Consider the following 22,002-nt stretch of genomic DNA (forward strand, 5'->3'; position numbering starts at 1 on the left):
ACCTGGCATTCGCCGAGCTCATGGAGGAGGCGCAGCGAACGGGGAGGCAGGCCCGTTCTCGCCTCCGGCAGCGCAAGCGAGCGCCCTACAGGGCGATGCGGTACCGCCTGGTTCAAAGGGACTCGGACGGCTCGTGACATGCCGTCCAAAAGCCCTGCCGCCGCGCGGATCGGTTGATCCGCGCGGCGGCAGGAACCGGTCGGCCCCGGGGCATGGCGGGGCGCGCCGGCGGATCAGTCGGCCGAAGGCGTGGAATGCAGTTCCATCGTGCAGCACTTCACACTTCCGCCGGCCTTGAGCAGTTCCGACAGGTCGACGCCGATCGGGTTGAAGCCCCGGCTCTGCAGGACCCCGGCAAGGTCCGTCGCGTTGTGCGGCAGCACGACGTTGTGGCCGTCGGAGACCGCGTTGAGGCCGAAGACCGCGGCCGTGGCGTCATCCGCGACGATGGCGTCCGTGAAGAGCCGTTGCAGGACGGCGCGGCTGCCCGGGGAGAACGCCTCCGGGTAATAGGCGATGGTGTTCCTGTCGAGGACTGCCAGCGCGGTGTCCAGGTGGTAGTAGTTCGGATCGACGAGGCGCAGGCTGATGACCGGGCGTTCGAAGAACTCCTGGGCCTCGGTGTGTGAACGAGGATCGCTGCGGAAACCGGTGCCTGCCAGTATCCAGTCGTCGGTGACGAGGTAGTCGCCCTCGCCCTCGTTGACGAACCCGGCGGTGCGCAGGCGGCCGAAACCGCGGTCGCGCAGCCAATTGTGGTGGGCCACGGCCTCTTCCGCGCGCTCCGCGTTGCGGAACTTGGCGACGAGAGCGCGGTCGCCGATGACCGTGGCGCCGTTGGCGGCGAAGACCATGTCGGGCAGACCTGGCACCGGGTCGATCGTGTCGACGGTGTGGCCCAGGCTCACGTAGACCGTGCGGAGCTGCTCCCACTGGGCGATGGCCAGTGGGGTGTCGACGGGTTTCGTCGGGTCCATCCACGGGTTGATGGAGTAGACCACGTCGAAGTGGGCGGGGCGGCACATGACGTAGTGCCGCGGCCGTGCGGTACGCCGCATGGGTGTGGGTCCCTTGGTCGACAGGGTCAGGGACGGCCGGTGAGGTAGCCGCCCATCGAGGTGAAGTACTCGGTCGCGGGCAGTTCGCGGCCGTCCTCGGTCCGTACGCGGGTGAGGGCGAGGCCCTGGTTGCGCCCGGTGCGGGCATCGGCTCCGGCGACGATCACCACGCCGTCGCCCTCGCGGTAGAAGATGCGGCCGGGCGTACCGCCGTAGCGGCCCTGGGAGACCACGGCGGACACGACCTCGATGCGCCTGCCCTTGTGGTAGGTGAAGGCGGCCGGGTACGGGGCGGACTGCGCGCGCACCAGACGCTCCAGGACCTCGGCGGGCCAGTCCCAGTTGATCCGGATGTCCTCCTCGGCCCGCTTGTGGAAGAAGGTGGCCTGGGAGCGGTCCTGCTTGGTGAACTCGGTCTGCCCGGAGGCGATGAGGTCGAGGGCGCCGGTCGTGACGGGGGCGATGAGGTCGACCGTCTTGTGGAACAGGTCGGTGGCCGTGTTCGTCGGTCCGACGGTGACCGCCCGCTGGAGAACGATGTCGCCGGCGTCGAGCTCCTCGTCCATCAGGTGGGCGGTGACGCCCACCTCCGGCTCGCCGTTGATCACGGCCCAGATGATGGGGGAGAAGCCGGCGTACTTGGGCAGCAGGGAGTCGTGGACGTTCAGCGTGCCGCGGCGGGGGAGGCCGTAGATGCGCGGAGGGATCCACGTACGCCAGTTGTTGGCCACGATGATGTCCGGGTCGGCTTCCTTCAGCCGCTCGAACAACTCCTCGTCGTCGGGCCGGTTGCGGATGATGACGGGGACTCCGTGCTTCTCCGCCAGGTCGGCTACGGAGTCGCTCCAGATCTTCTCGTAGGCGTGCTCGCTCTTGGGGTGGGTCACGACCGTCACCACGTCGTGCTCGGAGTCCAGGAGCGCTTGCAGGGTGCGATGGCCCCAGGTCTGATAACCGAACATGACGACCCGCATAGGGGGTTCCTCCTCGGGAAGGCTGAGGTTGACTGCCGTCAGTAAAGCAAGGCTTACCTAAGCGTGCAACGCCCCCTGATCTCAAGGCCGTTCGGGCCTCGGCTTTTCGAGGTGCACCTCTGTGCGTGCCCGATTTATCCTGTCGACAGGTTGGCTGGATCAGGTTAGCTTTACCTAAGTTCCGCTCGGCTGCCGGTTGTTGACCACTGTCATCGGCGTGCCCTGGGCTCCCTGTTTCCTCCGCCTGCTGTCCCGCACGATGGGAGTGACATGTCTCAGGTTCTTCCTGGCGACGCACCTCTGATCCACGACCTCATAGGCATCGGCTTCGGGCCGTCCAATGTGGCCATGGCCATAGCGCTCAGTGAGCACAATGCAGGCGTCGGCAGGCAGGAGGCGGTCACGGCCCACTTCTTCGAGAAGCAGCCGCACTTCGGATGGCACCGCGGCATGCTCATCGACGACGCGACCATGCAGGTGTCCTTCCTCAAGGACCTGGTGACACTCCGCAACCCGGCCAGCGAGTACAGCTTCCTCTGCTATCTGCAGAGCAAGGGCCGGCTGATCGACTTCGTCAACGGCAAGAACCTCTTCCCGCTGCGGGTGGAGTTCCACGACTACTTCGAGTGGGCGGCGGCGAAGGTCGACGACATGGTCTCCTACGGCCACGAAGTCATCGCCATCGAGACCGTCGTGCGCGACGGGGTGGTGGAATACCTCGACGTCACGGCCCGGTCCGGGGCGGAGACCGTGGTCCACCGGGCCCGCAACCTCGTCATCGGTACGGGGCTGCGGCCGCTGATGCCGGCGGGGATCGAGCGGACCGACCGCGTCTGGCACAACTCCGACCTGCTGGCGAAGGTCGATGCCCTGGAGGGCACCAACCCCTCCCGCTTCGTCGTCGTGGGCGCCGGCCAGAGCGCCGCGGAGAACGTGGCCTACCTGCACCGCCGTTTCCCCGAGGCCGAGGTCTGCGCCGTCTTCTCCCGCTACGGCTACAGCCCCGCCGACGACAGCAGCTTCGCCAACCGCATCTTCGACCCCACCGCGGTCGACGAGTACTTCGTCGCCCCCGACGACGTCAAGCGCAAGCTGATGGACTACCACGGCAACACCAACTACTCCGTGGTGGACATCGACCTGATCGACGACCTGTACCGCCAGGCGTACCAGGAGAAGGTCCTCGGCACCGAGCGCCTGCGCTTCGTGAACGTGTCCCGGCTCACCGGCGTGGAAGAGCTGCCCGGCACGGTACGGGCCTCCGTCACGTCGCTCGTAACGGGCGAGGAGTCCGCGCTCGACGCCGATGTCGTGGTCTTCGCCACCGGCTACAGTCCCGCCGAGCCGATCCGCCTCCTCGGTGAGGTCGCGGACCACTGCCACCGCGACGACGAGGGCCGCGTCCGCGTCGAGCGCGACTACCGGGTCGCGACCGATCCCGCACTGCGCTGCGGCATCTACTTGCAGGGCGGCACCGAGCACACCCACGGGATCACGTCGTCCTTGCTGTCCAACACCTCGATCAGGGTCGGCGAGATCCTGGACTCGATCCTCGACAGGGGCCGGAAGGGTGTCTCCGACGAGACACGTCCGGTGGTGGACGGGATCCGTACGGCCGGCTGAGGCCCTGGTCCGATTCCCCCCCCCACACACACTGCCGTGTTCCGCCTGGCGGCACAGTGCTGACCAGGCAGGCGTGGCCATCACAGTGCAACCCCCTGAAAGAAAAGGAAAATCCGTGTCCGTTGGTACTGGTACACGCCCCGCGCTGACGCGGTTCGCGAGACATGTTCCCCGCGTGGCCGTCGCCGTCGTCGCCGCGTTCGCCCTGTCCGCCTGTGGGGGCGGCGCCGACACCTCCGAGTCGAAGCCCGCTGCCGAGGGAGGCGCGAAGAACGCCGCCTTCCCGGTGACGGTGCAGCACAAGTACGGCAGCACGAAGATCGAGACTGAGCCGAAGAAGGTCGTCACCCTCGGACTGTCGGATCAGGACGCGGTGCTGGCGCTCGGCGTCAAGCCCGTGGGCGCGGTGGACTGGTTCAAGGAGAAGCCGTACGGCAAGTGGCCCTGGGCCAAGGAGAAGTGGGGCTCCGAGAAGCCGCAGATCGTCGGTGAGCGCGACGAGTACAACATGGAGAAGATCGCGGCCCTCCAGCCGGATCTGATCATCGCTCAGTACTCGGGGATGAAGAAGGAGCAGTACGACACGCTCTCCCAGATCGCCAAGGTTGTGGCCCAGCCCAAGGGCCACCCCGACTACGCCGCCCCGTGGCAGGTCATGACCCAGCAGATCGGCAAGGCACTGGGCAAGGAGGGCCAGGCCAAGAAGCTGATCGCCGGTATCGACGCGCGCTTCGCGGCCGTTCGTGACAAGCACCCGGAGTTCGCCGGGAAGACCCTGGCCGTCGCCGACAGCTTCGAGGCGGGCAAGTACTCGGCTTTCACCAAGACCGACCCCAAGGCGATCTTCTTCTCCGAACTCGGCTTCGCGCTGAAGCCCGGGATCGACAAGATGGCCAAGCCGGGCGCGAACGTCGCCGAACTCAGCGCAGAGAAGCTGAACGTGCTGGACGTCGACCGTCTCGTCTGGGTCACCTCCAGTACCGAGGCCAACGACCGGATCAAGGCCGAGGCGCTCTACAAGAAGCTGAAGGTTCACAAGGACAAGCGCGACCTGTTCGTCCCCTACCAGGACCCGGACATCGGTGCGGCCTTCTCCTTCAACACCGTCCTTTCGATCCCGTACGCCATCGACGAGATCGAGCCGCTGCTGACGGCCAAGGACTGACCGCTCACACCTGTCGCAGCACCAGGGAGGAGTGACCGTTCGACGGCGTGGCGGGCCACCGGCACGCAGTCGAAGGGCCGGCCCCCTTGGGGCGCACGGCGCCACCCGAAGTCCGAGGCGGAGCCGCGACCTTCCCGCTCCCCCTGCCGGACCGGGACGCGGTGCCGGCGGCCCGGGCCGAACCCGTGGCCGCGACACGCCGTGCGGACCGCCCCTCACCGACGCCCACCAGGGAAAGGCCCTTGCGAACGATGTTTGACGTCGAGTCGGACCGGACGTCCGCTTCCGGGATGCCCCTCACGGGCGGGCAGTCCGGCATCTGGCTTGCCCAGCAGATCGAACCGGACAGCTCTGCCTACCACATCGTGTTCGCCCTGGACCTGCGTGGCGACATCGACGTCGACCGCCTCACCGGCGCCGTCCGCCGGGCCGTCGAGGAGGCCGAGTGCCTACACGTGAGCGTCGGCACGGAGAACGGCCGGCCCCGCCAGGTGCCCGCGCGGTTCGCCGTCGACGTCCCCGTCATCGATCTGCGCGATGCCCGGGACCCCGAGGAGGCGGCCGTCGACTGGATGGCCGCCGACCGCGACCGGCCGGCCGATCTGGCCCACGGACCGCTCTTCGGCCAGGCGGTGCTCCGGCTCGCGGACGACCGTGTGCTCTGGCACCAGCGCTACCACCACATCGTCCTCGACGGCATGGGCGTCGCGCTCCTCACCCGCCGGGCCGGGGAGCTCTACACGGAACGGCCCGGAGAGCAGGCGCCGGCGCCGCGCGACTGGGCACTGCCCCCGCTGGTGGACGCCGACCTGTCCTACCGAGGCTCCGAGCAGTACCAGGCGGACCGCGCCCACTGGCTGGACCGGATGGCCGGCCGGCCCGAGCCGGTGCGGCTCGTCGAGCGTGCGCCGGCACTCATGACGCGACGCCTGCGCCGCACCGCGCGGCTGTCCCCGCAGGACACCGCGCGGCTGCGCACCGCCGCGTCGGACGCGGGCGTCCGGACGTCCCGGCTCCTCCTCGCGGCCGTCGCCGCCTACCTGCACCGGGTCAGCGGCGAGCAGGACCTCGTCCTCGGCCTGCCGATCGCCGCCCGCCAGGACGAGGTGTCGGCGGTCGTCCCCGGCATGGTGTCCAACATCGTCCCGCTGCGGGTGTCCGTCCGCCCCGGCACCACCCTCGTCGACCTCGTGACGGAGGTACGGCACGCGGTCGACGAAGCCGTCGCGCACGGACGCTACCGCGCGGAGGACCTGGCCCGGGACCTCGGACTGGCCGACGGCACGGCGGAGCTCGTCGGCCCGACGGTCAACGTCCTTCCCCGGGGCGGGGACCTGGGCTTCTCGGACCACGAGACCGAGATCCGCCCGGAGTGGCTCGGCCCGGTCAGCGACCTGGCCGTCAACTTCGCCGAGTGCGAGGGGGGCCGCGCCCTCCGCGTCCACCTCGACGCCGACGCGGACGCCTGCGACGAACAGACGCTGCGCGACCACGAAAGGCGCTTCCTCGGGCTGCTCCGGGCCTTCGCCGAGGACCTGGACCGGCCCGTCGGCCACATCGAGCTGACCACGGGGGAGGAACGGGCGCACCTGCTCGACGAGTTCGGTGTGTCGCCGCGCGAGGTGGCCGAGCTGTCCTGGCCCGCCGCGTTCGAGCGGCAGGTACGCAGTTCACCCGACGCCGTCGCCCTCGTGTGCGAGGACCGGCAGCTTTCCTATGCCGAGCTGAACGCCGCCGCCAACCGGCTCGCCCGGCTACTCCTCGCCCGTGGCGTGCGCGCCGAGGACGTCGTCGGCGTGGCCGTGCCGCGCTCGCCGGAACTCGTCGTCTCCCTGCTGGCGGTGATGAAGGCCGGCGCGGCGTATCTGCCGCTGGACGCCGACCACCCGCAGGACCGGATCGCCTACATGCTGTCCGACGCCGGCGCCCGCACCGTCCTCACCACGCGCGAACTCTCCGCAGAACTGCCCGACGCGCCCGGCGTCCGCCAACTGCTGCTCGACGCACCGTCGGTGGCTGCCGAGTGCGCCGCCCTCGACGGGTCGGACCCCGGCCTGCCCATCGCCCTGGACCAGGCGGCGTACGTCATCTACACCTCCGGCTCCACCGGCCGCCCCAAGGGCGTCGTCGTCCCGCACGACGGCGTCGGCAGCCTCATCGCCACCGCCACCGACCGCATCGGCATCACCGCCGACAGCCGCGTGGTCCAGTTCGCCTCCGCCGGCTTCGACGTCACGGTCTGGGACCTGATCATGTCCCTGTGCGTGGGCGGCCGGATCGTCGTCGTCCCCGCCGAACGCCGGGTCGCCGGACCGGCCCTGACGGACTACATCGCACACCACCGCGCGACCCACATGATCCTCCCGCCGTCACTGGTCTCGGCGCTCCCGCAGGAGTGCGAACTGCCCGACGGAGCGGTGCTCGTCGTCGGAACCGAGGCGGTGCCCGGCGAGCTGATCGCCCGCTGGGCCGGACGGGTCCAGGTCGTCGTCGCCTACGGCCTCACCGAGGCGAGCGTGAACTCCACGCTGTGGCGCGCCGAGCCCGACCGGCCCGGCCCCGCACCGATCGGCAGGCCCGACCCCAACACCCGCGCCTACGTGCTCGACGCGGCCCTTCGGCCCGTCCCCGTGGGCGCCGAGGGTGAGCTGTACGTCGCAGGTCGCGGCCTGGCCCGCGGCTACCTGGGCCGTACGGGGCTGACATCGGAGCGGTTCGTCGCCGACCCGTTCGGCGCGCCCGGCAGCCGCATGTACCGCACCGGCGACCGGGTCCGCTGGAGCGCGGACGGCAACCTGGAATTCCTCGGCCGTACGGACGGCCAGCTCAAGATCCGCGGCCACCGGATCGAACCGGGCGAGATCGAGAGCGCGTTCATGGCCTGCCCCGGCATCGCCCAGGCGGCCGTGCTCGTACGCGAGGACCACCGGAGCGCGAAGCGGGTCGTCGCCTACCTCGTCACCGAGCCCGGTACGGACGCCGATTCCTCCGTCGCCGCGGCGCGTACCCGCGTCGCGGCGACGCTGCCGGATCACATGGTGCCGTCCGCCGTGGTCGTCCTGGACGGCTCCCTCCCGATGACGCCCAACGGCAAGCTCGACAGCCGGGCCCTGCCGGCGCCCCGATGGACGGCCGCGATCGGCGCGGACGCGGCCACCACCCCGGCCGAGAAGGCGCTCGCCGCGCTCTTCGCGGAGGTCCTCGGCCTGCCCTCGGTGGGCGTGCACGACAGCTTCTTCGAGCTGGGCGGGGACAGCATCGTCGCCATCCAGCTGGTCAACCGCGCCCGCGAGAGCGGGCTGGCCCTCACCCCGCGCGAGGTGTTCCGGCAGCGGACCGTGGCGGCGCTCGCCAGGACCGCGGGCCAGGTCACGGCCGACGGGAGCCCCGCCGCGGCCGGTACGGACCTCGACGAGGACGCCCTGCCCGTCTCCCCGCTTCAGGAAGGCTTCTTCTTCCACGCGGAGTTCGACCGGCGCAGCGCCGACCTGTACGTCGTCCAGGAGCTCCTCGACCTCGCCGGCCCGGTCGACCCGGAGCGGCTGCGGCGGGCGCTGCAACTGCTCCTCGACCGGCATCCGCTGCTGCGTGCCGCGTTTCGCCAGCTGCCCGGCGGCGAGGTCGTCCAGCGGCTCGCGGAGCGGGCGGCCCTCCCGTGGCGGGAGGCCGACACCGACGCGACCGGGCTGGACGACCTGCTGCGGCGGGACAGGGACGAACGATTCGATCTCACCCGGCCGCCGCTGCTGCGCGCCACCTTGATCCGGGACGGGCAGCGCCACCGGCTGCTCCTCACCCTGCACCACCTCATCGCCGACGGCTGGTCGGTCTCCGTCCTGCTGCGCGAACTGACCGTCGCCTACCGGGGCGGGGCGCTTCCGGAGCCGGTCGGCCCGCTCCCGTACCTGTCCTGGCTCGCCGGCCGCGACCGGGACGCCGCGCGTGCCGCCTGGGCCCGGGCCCTGGACGGTCTGGAAGGCCCGACCCGGCTGCCCGCCCTCGGCGCCGTCACGGGCGATGACGCGGTGACGCCGGCCGGGTCCGAGCATGTGGACACCCGGCTGCCCGAACAGCTCGTCGCCGAACTGACCGCGTACGCGCGGACCCACGGCCTGACCCTGAGCACCGTCGTCCACGGCTCCTGGGCGCTCCTGCTGGGCGGGCTCACCGGCAGCCAGGACGTCGTGTTCGGCACCACCGTGTCCGGGCGGACGACCGAGGTCGCGGGGCTGGACTCCGCCGTCGGGCTCTTCATCAACACCGTTCCGGCACGGGTGAGCCTGCGCGCCGACGAGTCGCTCACCGACCTGCTGCGCCGGGTCCAGGACGAGCACACCGCGCTGCTGGATCACCAGCACCTCGGTCTCGCCGAGGTCCAGCGGATCGCGGGTGGCGATGAACTCTTCGACACGCTGGTGGTGTTCGAGAACTACCCGAGCGGCGGTGAGGGTCCCTCCCCGCTCATGAAGGGTTTGGGGGATTCCCCCTCCGAGGAGCCCGACGCACTGCGTATCACCGGCGCCGAGGTGATCGACGCCGTGCACTACCCCCTCGCGCTGATCGTGGAGCCGGGCGACGGCCATCTGCTGCTGCGGTTCAAGCATGACGCCGCGCGGCTGGACCAGCTGAGCGTGGCCGTGCTGGCCAACAGGTTCGTGGCGTTGCTACAGACCATTGTCGGCGACCCGGGGCGCTCGGTCGCCCGGACCGGAGTGCTCTCGGACCGGGAGCACCGGCGCCTGACCGAACTGAACGCCACCACGCATCCGCTCCCCGAACCCGACGCCACCCTCGCCTCGCTGTTCGCCGCCCGGGCGGCACGGACGCCCGACGCCACCGCGGTCCGCTTCGAGGACACCACACTGACTTACGCCGAACTCGACGAGCGCGCCGAGGCACTGGCCCGGCGGCTGCGAGCCCGGGGCACGGGCCCGGAACAGTTCGTCGCGGTCGCGGTGCCGCGTTCCGCCGAGCTGATGGTCGCGCTGCTGGGCGTCCTCAAGGCGGGCGCCGCCTACCTGCCCGTCGACCTCGACTACCCCGCGGACCGGGTGGCGTTCATGCTCGGCGACTCGGGGGCGCGGACGGTCGTGACCACGACCGACGCGGCCGGGCGGCTGCCCGACCTGCCGGGTCTCGGCCAACTCCGCATCGACCACGACGCGGAAGGACCCGTCGGCGCCGTGCCCGGCAGCGCGGACGCGCAGGCGGGGCCCGACCATCCCGCCTACCTGATCTACACCTCCGGTTCCACCGGGCGCCCCAAGGGCGTTGCCGTCACCCACCGGGCGATCGTCAACCGGCTGGCTTGGATGCAGGGGGAGTACGGACTGGGCGCGGACGACCGGGTGCTCCAGAAGACGCCGGCCGGCTTCGATGTGTCGGTGTGGGAGTTCTTCTGGCCCCTCGTCGAGGGCGCGACCGTCGTCCTCGCCCGCCCCGACGGCCACCGCGACCCGGCCTACCTGGCCGAGCTGGTCCGCGCCGAGCGGATCACGACGATGCACTTCGTGCCGTCGATGCTGGCCGCGTTCGTCCAGGTCATGGAGGCCGGTGCGGACACGGCCGCGCAGGGCTGGGCGGACAGTCTGCGCCGGGTGTTCTGCAGCGGCGAGGCACTCACCGGCGCGGACGCCCGCCGCTGGTGGGAGCTGACCTCCCGGTCCGGCCAGCACGGCCCCGCGCCCCTGCACAACCTCTACGGGCCCACCGAGGCGGCCGTGGACGTGACCTTCTTTCCCTACGAGGGCGGCACCGAGCTCGCCGTTCCGATCGGCCGGCCCGTGTGGAACACCCGGCTGTATGTGCTCGACGCCTTCCTGCGGCCGGTACCCGACGGGGTGCCGGGAGAGCTCTACCTCGCCGGTGTACAGCTGGCGCGGGGTTACCACGACCGCGCCGGCCTGACCGCGGAGCGGTTCGTCGCGGACCCGTACGCCGCGCCGGGCGGGCGCATGTACCGCACCGGGGACCTGGTGCGGCGCCGTGCCGACGGCGCCGTCGAGTACCTCGGCCGCACCGACCGGCAGGTAAAGATCCGCGGCAACCGCGTCGAGCTGGGCGAGATCGAGACCGCCCTCGCGGGACTGCCCGGCGTCGCCCGCGCGGCCGTCGTCGTGCGCGACGGCGCGCTCGTCGGCTACGCCGTCCCCGCCCCCGGCGCCGCCGCTCCGGACTCCGACGCCCTGCACGCGGGGCTCGCCGGTGCGTTGCCCGCGACCATGGTGCCGGGCGCCGTCGTGGTCCTCGACGAGCTGCCGCTGACCCCCAGCGGCAAGCTCGACCAGAACGCGCTGCCCTCGCCCTCCGCCGCCCCCAAGGGCGGTGGTCGCGCGCCCCGCGACGCGCGGGAACGCGCCCTGTGCGAGATCTTCACCACCGTCCTCGGGATCCCGGGGATCGGCGCCGACGACGACTTCTTCGTCCTCGGCGGCGACAGCCTCACCTCGATCGCCGTCGCCACCCGGGCCCGGGAGAGGGGGTGGGCGATCAGCCCGCGCGACGTCTTCGCGCTCCGTACGCCCGCCGCGCTCGCCGCCGGCGCCGCCGACACGGCCCCCGCCCAGCCGGCACCGGACGGCGCCGGGGCTCCCGACGCTCCCGCCGTGACCGTCTCGGCCACCGACGCCGGGCAGGCCGCGGCCGCTCTGCAGGCCGTGCTGGCGCAGCAGAAACAGTCCGGTACGGCGGTCGACCCTGCTCTGCGGGCGCTGCTGGACCAGCTGACCGCCGCGGGCGCGCCGCAGGAACCTCCGGCCCCTGCCGCTCCGCTGGGCGGACTGGAACTGTCCGAGGAGGAGACCGCCCGCGTCGAGGCCGCCGCTGGACTGCCGGTCGCGGACATCTGGCCGCTCTCCCCCCTCCAGGAGGGCATGTACTTCCACGCCACGTACGACGCGGGCGAGGCACTCGACGTCTACCAGTCCCAGGAGACCCTGCACTTCGACCACCGGGTGGACGCGGACCGGCTGCGGGCGGCCTGCCGGGCCCTCCTGGAGCGCAACACCAGCCTGCGCGCCGGATTCACCAGTGATGGCCTGCCCCGCCCGGTCCAGTTCATCGCGGACGGTGCGCACATCCCCGTGGTGGAGGCCGACCTGTCCGGGCTGCCCGCGGCGGAACAGCGGTCCAGGGTGGAGGAGCTGCTGGCCGACGACCGCCGCAAGCGCTTCGATCTGTCCGCGCCACCGCTGTGCCGGATGCTGCTGATCCGGCTCGCCGACGGCCGGGACCGGCTCGTCCTCACCCACCACCTCATCCTCTGGGACGGGTGGTCCGCCTGGCTGTTCCTGGAGGAACTGTTCACGCTGTACGAGCGGGCCGGCGACGCCACCGGCCTCCCGGCCCCCGGCTCGTACCGCGACTACCTGGCCTGGCTGGACGAGCAGGACACGACCCGGGCCGTCGAGGCGTGGCGCGGCGCGCTCGCCGGGTTCGACGAGCCGACCCTGCTCGCGCCGACGGGCCGCGACGCCGGCCCGGTGATCCCGGCGGACTTCGACACGGTGCTGACGAAGGAGAGCAGTGACCGGCTGCGCTCCCTCGCCCGGCAGCACGGACTCACCCTGAACACGGTGCTGAACGCGGCCTGGGGGCTGGTGCTCTCGGCGATGACGGGGCGCGCCGACGTCGCCTTCGGAACGGCTGTCGCCGGACGCCCCGCGGAGGTGCCGAACGTCGCCGGCATCATCGGCATGTTCCTCAACACCATCCCCGCCCGCGTCGCCCTCAGCCCCGACGAGCCCCTGCTCGACCTGCTGCGCCGGATGCAGTCCGAGCGGGCCGCGGTCATGCCCTACGAGCACGTGGGTCTGGGGACGCTCCAGCAGGAGACCGGTCACCGGCGCCTGTTCGACACGCTGTTCGTGCTCCGCTCGGCCGACGGCGAGGGCCGGGCCGCCGCGCTGCGGCAGCGGCACGGCATCACCGACGTGTCGAACGTGGACGGCACCCACTTCCCGCTCACCCTGATCGTCACGCCCGAGACCCGGCTGAGGGTGACCCTGGCGGCCCGGCCCGACCTGTTCGACACGGAGGCCGCCGGCACCATCCTCGCCCGTTTCACCACCGTGCTGGAGCGGCTCGCCGAGACCCTGGCCGGCCCGGCCGCAGCCTCCGCCCGCACCGTCGGCGTCGACCTGCTCCTGCCGCACGAGCGCACCGCCCTGGCCGCCGACGGGGAGACCACCCGCGACCCGGTGCCGAACGAGACCATCGCCGACATGCTCACCGCCCAGGTCGCCCGCACCCCGGACGCGGTGGCCCTGGTCTTCGGTGAGCGCTCCCTCACCTACGCCGAACTGGACGCCCACATCAACCGGTTGGCCCGGTTGCTGCTCGCCCGGGGCGCGGGGCCGGAGCAGGCCGTCGCGCTGGCGCTGCCCCGCTCCATCGAGATGGTCGTCGCGCTGTTCGCGGTGCTGCGGACCGGCGCCGCGTACCTGCCGCTGGACCTCGACCACCCCGCCGACCGGCTGCGGATGATGGTCGAGGACACCGGGCCCCGGTGCCTGGTGTCCACGACCTCCGTCGCCCCCACGCTGCGCGGGGACACCGGCGCCCTCGCCCCCGAACTCCTCCTGGACGACGAGGCCGTGACCGCCGAGCTGACCGGCCTCCCGGGCGGCGCGATCACCGACGCCGAGCGGCCCGCGTTCGTCCACGACGTGCCGGACCGCCTGGAGCACCCGGCGTACGTCATCTACACCTCCGGCTCGACCGGCAGGCCCAAGGGCGTCGTCACCCCGTACCGGGGTCTGACGAACATGCAGCTCAACCACCAGAAGGAGATCTTCGACCCGGCGATCGCCTCGGCCGGCGGCCGGCGGCTGCGCATCGCGCACACCGTGTCCTTCGCCTTCGACATGTCCTGGGAGGAGCTGCTCTGGCTCGTCGAGGGACACGAGGTGCACGTCTGCGACGAGGAGCTGCGCCGCGACGCCGAGGCCCTGGTGGCCTACTGCGACCGGCACCGCGTCGACGTGGTGAACGTGACGCCCACCTACGCCCAGCTGCTGATCGAGGAGGGCCTGCTCGATCAGGACGACAACGCCGGAAGGCACCGGCCCGCGCTGGTCCTGCTCGGCGGCGAGGCCGTGTCCGACACGGTGTGGACGACACTGCGCCGCACCGAGGGGACCTACGGCTACAACCTGTACGGGCCGACCGAATACACCATCAACACCCTCGGCGGCTCCACCACCGACAGCGAGACCTCCACGGTCGGCAGGCCCATCCGCAACACCCGCGCCCATGTGCTGGACGCCATGCTGCGGCCCGTCCCGCCGGGCTGCCCCGGTGAGCTGTACATCGCCGGCACCGGCCTGGCCCGCGGCTACCACGACCGGCCGGGCCTGACGGCCGAGCGGTTCGTCGCCGACCCCTTCGGGGAGCCCGGTGAGCGGATGTACCGCACGGGCGACCTCGTACGGCAGCGGCCGGACGGGCTGCTGGACTTCCTCGGCCGCACCGACGACCAGGTCAAGATCCGCGGCTACCGCGTCGAACTGGGCGAGATCTCCACGGCGTTGTCCGGCCACCCCGAGGTGGCGCACGCGGCGGTCGTCGTGGCCGAGGCCGCCGGGACCAAGCGGCTGGTCGGCTATTTCGCCCCCGAGGACGGCGCCTCCGACGGGGGCGAGGCGCAGCTCAAGCGGCTGCGCGACCACCTGAAGGCCGTGCTGCCCGACTACATGGTCCCCGCGGCCCTGGTGCCCGTGGACACGCTGCCGCTGACCGTCAACGGCAAGCTGGACGTCAAGGCCCTGCCCGCCCCGGCCCTCTTCACGGACCCGGGGGGCGGTACGGGTGCCGGACGCGCGCCCCGCACACCGCAGGAGGAGACGCTGTGTGCGCTCTTCGCCGAGGTGCTCGGCATCCCCGAGGGCGGAATCGGCATCGACAGTGACTTCTTCGAGCTCGGTGGCCACTCGCTGCTGGCCACCCGGCTGGTCAGCAGGGCCCGGACCGCGCTCGACACCGAGCTGGCGATCCGGGACCTGTTCGAGGCACCCACCGTCGCGGAACTGGTGGAGCGCGCGTCCCGCTCCGGCGCCGCAGCCCGGCCGGTGCTCACGGCCGGGGAGCGGCCGGCCGAACTGCCGCTCTCCCACGCCCAGCAGCGGCTGTGGGTCATCCAGCAGATCGAGTGCACCTCGGCCGCGTACAACTTCCCGCTGGTGATGCGGCTGCGCGGCGCCTTCGACGCGGACGCGTGGTGCGCCGCGCTCACGGATGTGACGGCCCGCCATGAGGCACTCCGTACGGTCTTCACCGACCGCGACGGCCAGGTGTTCCAGCACGTCCTGCCCGCCGAGCAGGCGCGGCCTGTCGTGGAACGCGTCCGTGCCACCGAGGACGAGGTGCCCGGCATCGTCGACGCCGCCGTGAACCGCCCGTTCGACCTCGCCGCCGAACTGCCGATACGGGCGACCATCGTGGAGTCGGCCCCCCAGGACCACGTCGTCATCCTGCTGCTGCACCACATCACCACCGACGAGTGGTCGGACCGGCCGTTCCTGCGCGATCTGGCCACCGCCTACGCCGCGCGCCTCGACACCGGCAACGGACCCGACTGGGAGCCGCTCCCCGTCCAGTACGCCGACTACGCGCTCTGGCAGCAGCGCCTGCTCGGCGACCCTGCCGACCCGGGCAGCCTGGCCACTCGCCAGCTGGAGTACTGGCGTACCGCGCTCGACGGTGCCCCCGAGGAGCTCGAACTCCCCACCGACCGGCCCAGGCCCGCCCGCCCGGCGTTCACCGGAGCCGAACTCGACATCGCCTTCGACGCCCGGGTCCACGAGGGCCTGAGGCGACTCGCCCGGGAGACCGGCGCCAGCATGTTCATGGTGGTGCACGCGGCCGTCGCCACGCTGCTCCACCGCATGGGCGCCGGAACGGACATCCCCCTGGGCTCGCCGATCGCCGGACGGAGCGACGAGGCGCTGGACGACCTGGTCGGCTTCTTCGTCAACACACTCGTCCTGCGGACCGATCTGAGCGGGGACCCGAGTTTCACCGAGCTGCTGACCCGGGTACGGGAGACCGATCTCGCGGCCTTCTCCCAGGCGGACGTGCCCTTCGAGTCGGTCGTGGAGAAGCTCAATCCGACGCGTTCGCTGTCCCGCAACCCGCTGTTCCAGGTGATGGTCGGCCACCACGCCCGTACCGGTGAGGGCCTCGAACTCCCCGGCCTCCGCGCGGAGTACGTGCCGTTCCGAACCGGCTCGGCCAAGTTCGACCTGGTGTTCAGCTTCACCGAGCACACGCCCGCCGACGGCGCCGGCTCCCTGAACTGCCGCCTGGAGTTCGCCACCGAACTGTTCGACCCGGAGACCGCCGAGCGTCTGGGCGCGCGCCTGCGCGGACTGGTCACCGCGCTGGTCGCCGCACCCGAGCGGCCCGTCTCCCAGGCGGAGATCCTCGCCCCGCAGGAGCGGCAGCTGGTCCTGGAAGGCTTCAACGCCACCGCCCGTGAGGTCGACGAGGCGTCGCTGCCGGCCCTGTTCGCCCGGCGGCTCGCCGAGCGGCCCGACGCGGTCGCCGTCGTGGAGCGCTCGCGCTCGGTGACGTACGCGCAGCTGGACGCCCGGTCCAACCGGATCGCACGCCTGCTCGTCTCCCACGGCGTGGGCGCCGAGAGCGTGGTCGGCGTCGCCGTGCCCCGCTCGGTGGACATGGTCGCCACGGTCCTCGCCGCACTCAAGCTGGGTGCCGCGTTCCTGCCGCTCGACCTGGTCCATCCCGCCGACCGGCTGGCCTACATGATCGAGGACTCGGCAGCCGCGCTCGTCGTCGGCACCGAGACGGTGGCCGGGAAGATCCCCGAAGTGCGGGACGTGCCCGTGGTGCTGCTCGACGAGCCGGTCACCGCCGCCACGCTGGCGGAGCTGCCGGAATCTCCCGTGGACGGCCCACCCGTCGCGCTGGACCAGGCCGCCTACGTGATCTACACGTCCGGCTCGACCGGCCGCCCCAAGGGCGTGGTCGTACCGCACGAGGGCATCTCCAGCCTGGTGGCCACCGCCGTCGACCGGATGAGTCTGGAACACGACAGCAGCGTGCTGCAGTTCGCCTCGATCGGCTTCGACGTCTTCGTCTTCGAACTGTCGATGGCGCTGTGCCACGGCGGACGGCTCGTGCTGATCTCCGACGAGGCACGGGTCGCCGGACCCGCGCTCACCGACTTCCTCGCCGACCAGGGGATCACCCACATGATCCTGCCGCCCTCCCTCGTCTCGGCGCTGCCGCCCGGCTGTGAACTGCCCGCGGGGTCGACCGTCCTGGTCGGCACCGAGACGGTGCCGCCGGACCTGTTCGCACGCTTCGGCGCCACGGCCCACCTGATCTGCGCCTACGGGCTCACCGAGGCGACGGTCAACTCCACCCTGTGGCCCGCACGCGAACACGGTGGCCGGCCCGCCGGCCGGGTGCCCATCGGCCGGCCCGACCCCAACACCCGCACCTACGTCCTGGACGAGCGGCTGCGGCCCGTCCCGCCGGGAGTGGTGGGCGAGCTGTACGTCTCCGGCCGCGGCCTCGCCCGTGGCTACCTCGGCAAGGCCGGGCTGACATCGGAGCGGTTCGTCGCCGATCCCTTCGGCCCGCCCGGCAGCCGGATGTACCGCACCGGTGACCGCGTCCGGTGGCGCGCGGACGGCAACCTCGACTTCCTCGGCCGGGTCGACGCACAGGTGAAGGTGCGAGGCTTCCGCATCGAGCTGGGTGAGATCGAGGCGGCACTCGCCGGGCACCCGTCGGTCGGCCAGGCCGCCGTGGTGCCCGACCGCGACGGCGACATCGTGCGCCTGATCGGTTACGCCGTCCCGGAGGCCGGCGAGTCCGCGCCCCCGGACCTCGATCCGCAGGTGCTGCGCGCCCATGTCGCCGGCCTGGTGCCCGAGTACATGGTGCCCGCCCTCGTCGTACCGCTGGCCGGTCCGCTGCCGCTGACCCCCAACGGCAAGCTGGACAAGAAGGCGCTGCCCGCGCCGGACTGGTCCGCGATGACCGGCGACGCCCGCCCGGCCACCGGGACGCAGGCCCGACTCGCCGCGCTGTTCTGCGAGATCCTCAAGCTGGACAGCGTCGGCGTGCACGACAACTTCTTCGCGCTCGGTGGCCACTCCATGGCCTCGATGCGGCTCCTGGGCCGTATCCGCGCCGAGTTCGGGGCCGAGCTGAGCATCCGGGACGTCTTCGACGCGCTGACCGTCGCCGGGATCGCCGGCAAGCTGGAGGGGGCGGCGGCCGCCCGGCCGGCCCTGCGCACCGCCGAGGGCCTGACCGCGGCCGTCGATCCGCTTCCGGTCGCGCCCGTCCAGCGCCCGCAGTGGGACGCCTACCGCCGCGACCCTGGCTTCGATCACGCACTCGCGTTGCGGGGCGCCGGCGGAGGCCTGGACGCCGAGGCGCTGTCGGCCGCACTGGCCGACGTGGTGGCCCGGCACGAGCCGCTGCGTACGGCATTCGCGCAACGCGACGACGCGGTGCTCCATCGGGCCGCCGAGCCACCGGCCCTGGCCGTCGAACGGTGCGCCGAACTGGACGCACGGTTGGCCGAACTCGCCGGTCAGGCACCGGACCTGGAGCGGGAGGCGCCCTTGCGGGCCCGGCTGCTCACCGGCCCCGACGGCGGCCAGGCGGTCCTGCTGACCATGCACTACCTCGCGGTCGACGAATGGTCGGTGGTGCCCCTGTTCCGCGACCTCACCACGGCCTACGCCGCACGTACGGACGGCCGAGCACCCGTCTGGGAGCCGCTGCCGGTGACGTACCGCGACTACGCCCACTGGGCTCGCGAGGTGCTCGGCGACCTCACCGATCCGAACGGCCGGGGCGGCGGTCAACTCGCCTACTGGCGACGGACGCTCGCCGGCGTGCCACAGGAGCTGGCGCTGCCGGCGGACCGGCCCCGCTCCACCGCACCCGCCCTCCGGGGCCGGGCCGCCGGTCACGTCGGGTTCGTCCTCGACGAGCGGCTGCACGAGGACGTGGACCGGCTCGCCCGCGCGACCGGCACCAGCATGTTCATGGTGCTGCACGCGGCACTCGCGGCGCTGCTCACCGCCCACGGAGCGGGCACCGACCTGCCCATCGGGACCATGGTCGCCGGCCGCACCGACGATCAACTGGCCGATCTGGTCGGCTGCTTCTTCAACACGGTCGTGCTGCGCACCGATACGGCGGAGGACCCGACCTTCGCCGAGCTGCTGGCCCGCGTACGGGAGACCACGCTGAGCGCCCTGGACCGGCAGGAGGTTCCGTTCAACGAGGTGGTCCGTGCGGCGGGCCTTCCCCCGGAAGGCCCGCAGGTCATGGTCATCCACCACGAGCAGGCGGACCTTGAGCAGCTGGAGGGCGGCATCGGCGCGCTCGACGCGGTGCCGACCGGCTCGGCGAGTGCGGACCTGACGCTCAGCTTCTACGAGCCGCGCGGCGCCGGGCCGGTGCACTGCGGGTTGATCCACGCGACCGAACTGCTCGGCACCGCCAAGGCGCGGAAGCTGGCCGACGAACTCCAGGCGCTGCTGCGCACCGTGGCAGCCGATCCACAGCAGCCGCTCTCGGAGCTGTTCACCCGTACCGTCCATGAGGAGTGACCAGGCATGACGACCAACCCGTTCGAGGACCCCCAGGGCCGCTTCAAGGTCCTGGTCAACGACGAGAACCAGCACTCGCTGTGGCCCTCCTTCGCCGAGGTGCCGGCCGGGTGGCGGACCGTCTTCGGCGAGGACACCCGCGAGGCATGCCTGGCCTACGTGGAGACCCACTGGACCGACCTGCGTCCCACGAGTCTGATCGGCCGGCAGAGCTGACCCTCCGGCGCGATGTCGCCGCCCGGCCGTGTGCCGGGCGGCGAACTCCGGCACGAGGCGGGAGTTCCACCGGTGGGCGAGTGCCGGACCGGCACGCTACGTTCAGCGCATGACCGAGGGTGAGGGCAAGCCCGAACGCATCAGGCCGCAGCAGTTCCACGAGACCTCCGGCCTGGAGGACTGACGGTCGCGGACGACTACTACGGGCGACCGAGCGGCACATCGAACTGGCCCGGCAGATCTCGGCGGTGGCACGCGCCCTGGACCTGCCGGCCGGCCCTTCCATGGTGCAGACCGTCCAGGTCACCGTCGACGCGCTCGACGGTCCCGACGTGGTGGCGTTCTGGCGCGCCCTGCACCCTCGCGGCCGGCGGCCGCCTGGTCGACGACGCCGGCGCGCCGTCGAACCGGGTACTGGCCGACCCCGAGGGAACGAGGCGTGTGTCGGCGTGGCCGGTTGGGTCGGTCCGGACCCCTCCGGGAGCAGGTGAAGCGGGGAGGCCGGCTCCCTCAGCTCTCCACGGGCACGCGTGGCACCGGGACTTCCGGCTGCCGGCGGCTGTCGGACCACGCTGCCCAGAGTTCCGCGTAACGGCCGCCGACCGCGATCAGCTCCTCATGCGTGCCCGTCTCGACGACCCGGCCCTGGTCGAGGACGACGACGCGGTCCGCGGTGGCGGCCTGGGGGAGCCGGTGCGCGACCGTCAGACCCGTGCGCCCCTCCAGCGCCCGCAGAGCCGCCGTCTCCAGGACGCGGGCGCCCGCGCTTCCGGCGTCCGCCGTGGCCTCGTCCAGGATGGCGATCAGCGGGTCCGTCAGGACGAGACGGGCCAGGGCCAGGTGCTGGGCCTGGGCCACGGTGAGCCGGTGGCCGCCCTCGCCGACCACAGTGACGAGACCGTCCGGCAGGGCCTCCACCCACTCCAAGGCGCCGACCCGGGTCAGCGCCGCGCACAGCTCCTCGTCGGTGGCCTCGGGCCGGGCCAGCCGCAGGTCCTCGGCCAGTGGCCCGGCGAAGACATGGACCTCCTGGCTGATCAGCGTCACGGCCTTGCGGACGCCGGCCGGGCCCAGCTCCCCGACGTCGACCCCGCCGAGGACGACGGACCCCTCGGACGGCTCGTGCACACCGGCGATCAGCTTCGCGAGGGTGGTCTTGCCCGCTCCGCTCGCGCCCACCAGGGCCACCCGCTCGCCAGGCTGTACCTCCAGGCCGACATCGTGCAGGACCGGGTGACCGGAGAGGTACGCGTGGCTGAGCGCGGAGACCTTGACGGAGCCGTCCGTGGGGACGGCCCGGCCGTCGGCCTCCCGCTCGGCCGGCAGATTCGATACGCCGACCAGACGGGCGAGGCTCGCGCCCGCGGACTGCGCGTCGTCGATGAGGAAGAGCGCGGCGTTGATCGGGTTGAACAGGCCGTGGAAGTAGAGCGCCGCGGCGGTCGCCGTGCCGATGCTCACGGACTGGGCGTCGACCAGGAGGAATCCGGTCAGGAGAATGGACGTCAGGCCGATGAACTCCGCGATGTTCAGCCGGGAGAAGAACCCGGAGACCAGGCGCATGCCGCGCGCGGCGAGGTCGACGGCGGCCTGCGAGCGCTGCTCCAGCAGGTCCGCGTGCCGGCCGTTCAACCGGAACGCGCGCACGGTGCGGACACCGCCGACACTGTCGAGGAGCTGGTGCTGGAGGGCGCCGGTCGCCACGCGGTGTGTGGCGTAGACGGTCGCTGCCCGCGGGATGTACCAGCGCACCGTGAGGATGTGGACGGGGACGGCCACCAGTACGGCGAGCAGGAAGCGCCAGTCCAGTACGGCGAGTCCGACCAGCGTCAGCACGATGGTGAGGAAGGCCCCGGCGAACTCCGGCAGGGCCTGGCGCACCGCCTTCGCGATCAGGGTCACATCTCCGGTCACCCGCGAGGTGAGGTCGCCGGAACCGGCCTGCTCGACGCGTCCGAGCGGCAGGCGCAGGGCCCGCGCGATGAAGCGCTCACGCAGCCTTGCCAGGACGGTCTCGCCGAGCCTGGCGACGAGGGACTTGCCGATCGCGGTCGCGATCCCCCTGGCCACGGCCACCGCCAGAAGGAGCACCATCGGCACGGTCAGCGAGTCGGTACCGCGCTTGTCGACGACCAGGTCGACGATGCGGCCGAGAAGCGGGGCGGTCAGCATCCCGACGCCCGTTCCGACGACCAGGACGGTCACCGCGGCGACGGCCAGCAGCCGGTGGCGGCGCAGCAGCTCGCCGACGACGGAGAGGGTCTGGGCACCGGTGGCCGTGGGCAGGAGCTCGCGTTCCGACGTACTGGGTCCGCTCATCGTCCGTCCTTCGTCCGTCGCGTACGCACTGGCTTCGGGTCCCTCTC

General features: G+C 72.1%; 7 protein-coding genes. 4 read left to right on the forward strand and 3 right to left on the reverse strand.

The annotated features are described in order from the left end of the window. Positions 1 to 233: 233 nt before the first annotated feature. Positions 234 to 1,058 carry a dimethylargininase gene (gene ddaH, locus QOM21_RS31795; RefSeq protein WP_407554451.1) on the reverse strand — a complete coding sequence of 275 codons (825 nt, stop codon included), beginning with the start codon at positions 1,056 to 1,058 and terminating at the stop codon, positions 234 to 236. A 26-nt stretch (positions 1,059 to 1,084) separates the two neighbouring features. Beyond that, complete coding sequence (locus QOM21_RS31800; RefSeq protein ID WP_407554452.1) at positions 1,085 to 2,032, reverse strand: methionyl-tRNA formyltransferase; 948 nt, start codon at positions 2,030 to 2,032, stop codon at positions 1,085 to 1,087. Positions 2,033 to 2,302: 270 nt separating this feature from the next. Here QOM21_RS31800 and QOM21_RS31805 point away from each other — a divergent pair, with 270 nt between their 5' ends. From QOM21_RS31805 to QOM21_RS31820, 4 genes are all read left to right on the forward strand, one after another. Continuing rightward, positions 2,303 to 3,655 (forward strand): lysine N(6)-hydroxylase/L-ornithine N(5)-oxygenase family protein, encoded by a 1,353-nt coding sequence (locus tag QOM21_RS31805; protein ID WP_407554453.1) that lies wholly within the window; start codon positions 2,303 to 2,305, stop codon positions 3,653 to 3,655. A gap of 175 nt (positions 3,656 to 3,830) precedes the next feature. Beyond that, positions 3,831 to 4,820 carry an iron-siderophore ABC transporter substrate-binding protein gene (locus tag QOM21_RS31810; RefSeq protein ID WP_407554454.1) on the forward strand — a complete coding sequence of 330 codons (990 nt, stop codon included), beginning with the start codon at positions 3,831 to 3,833 and terminating at the stop codon, positions 4,818 to 4,820. Positions 4,821 to 5,071: 251 nt separating this feature from the next. Next, positions 5,072 to 19,420 carry an amino acid adenylation domain-containing protein gene (locus QOM21_RS31815; RefSeq protein WP_407555943.1) on the forward strand — a complete coding sequence of 4,783 codons (14,349 nt, stop codon included), beginning with the start codon at positions 5,072 to 5,074 and terminating at the stop codon, positions 19,418 to 19,420. 6 nt (positions 19,421 to 19,426) lie between these two features. Beyond that, complete coding sequence (locus QOM21_RS31820; protein WP_407554455.1) at positions 19,427 to 19,636, forward strand: MbtH family protein; 210 nt, start codon at positions 19,427 to 19,429, stop codon at positions 19,634 to 19,636. Positions 19,637 to 20,146: 510 nt separating this feature from the next. Here QOM21_RS31820 and QOM21_RS31825 read toward each other — a convergent pair. Continuing rightward, positions 20,147 to 21,955 carry an ABC transporter ATP-binding protein gene (locus tag QOM21_RS31825; protein ID WP_407554456.1) on the reverse strand — a complete coding sequence of 603 codons (1,809 nt, stop codon included), beginning with the start codon at positions 21,953 to 21,955 and terminating at the stop codon, positions 20,147 to 20,149. Positions 21,956 to 22,002 lie beyond the last annotated feature (47 nt).

Source organism: Streptomyces sp. Pv4-95 (assembly GCF_045782725.1).
GTDB lineage: Bacteria > Actinomycetota > Actinomycetes > Streptomycetales > Streptomycetaceae > Streptomyces.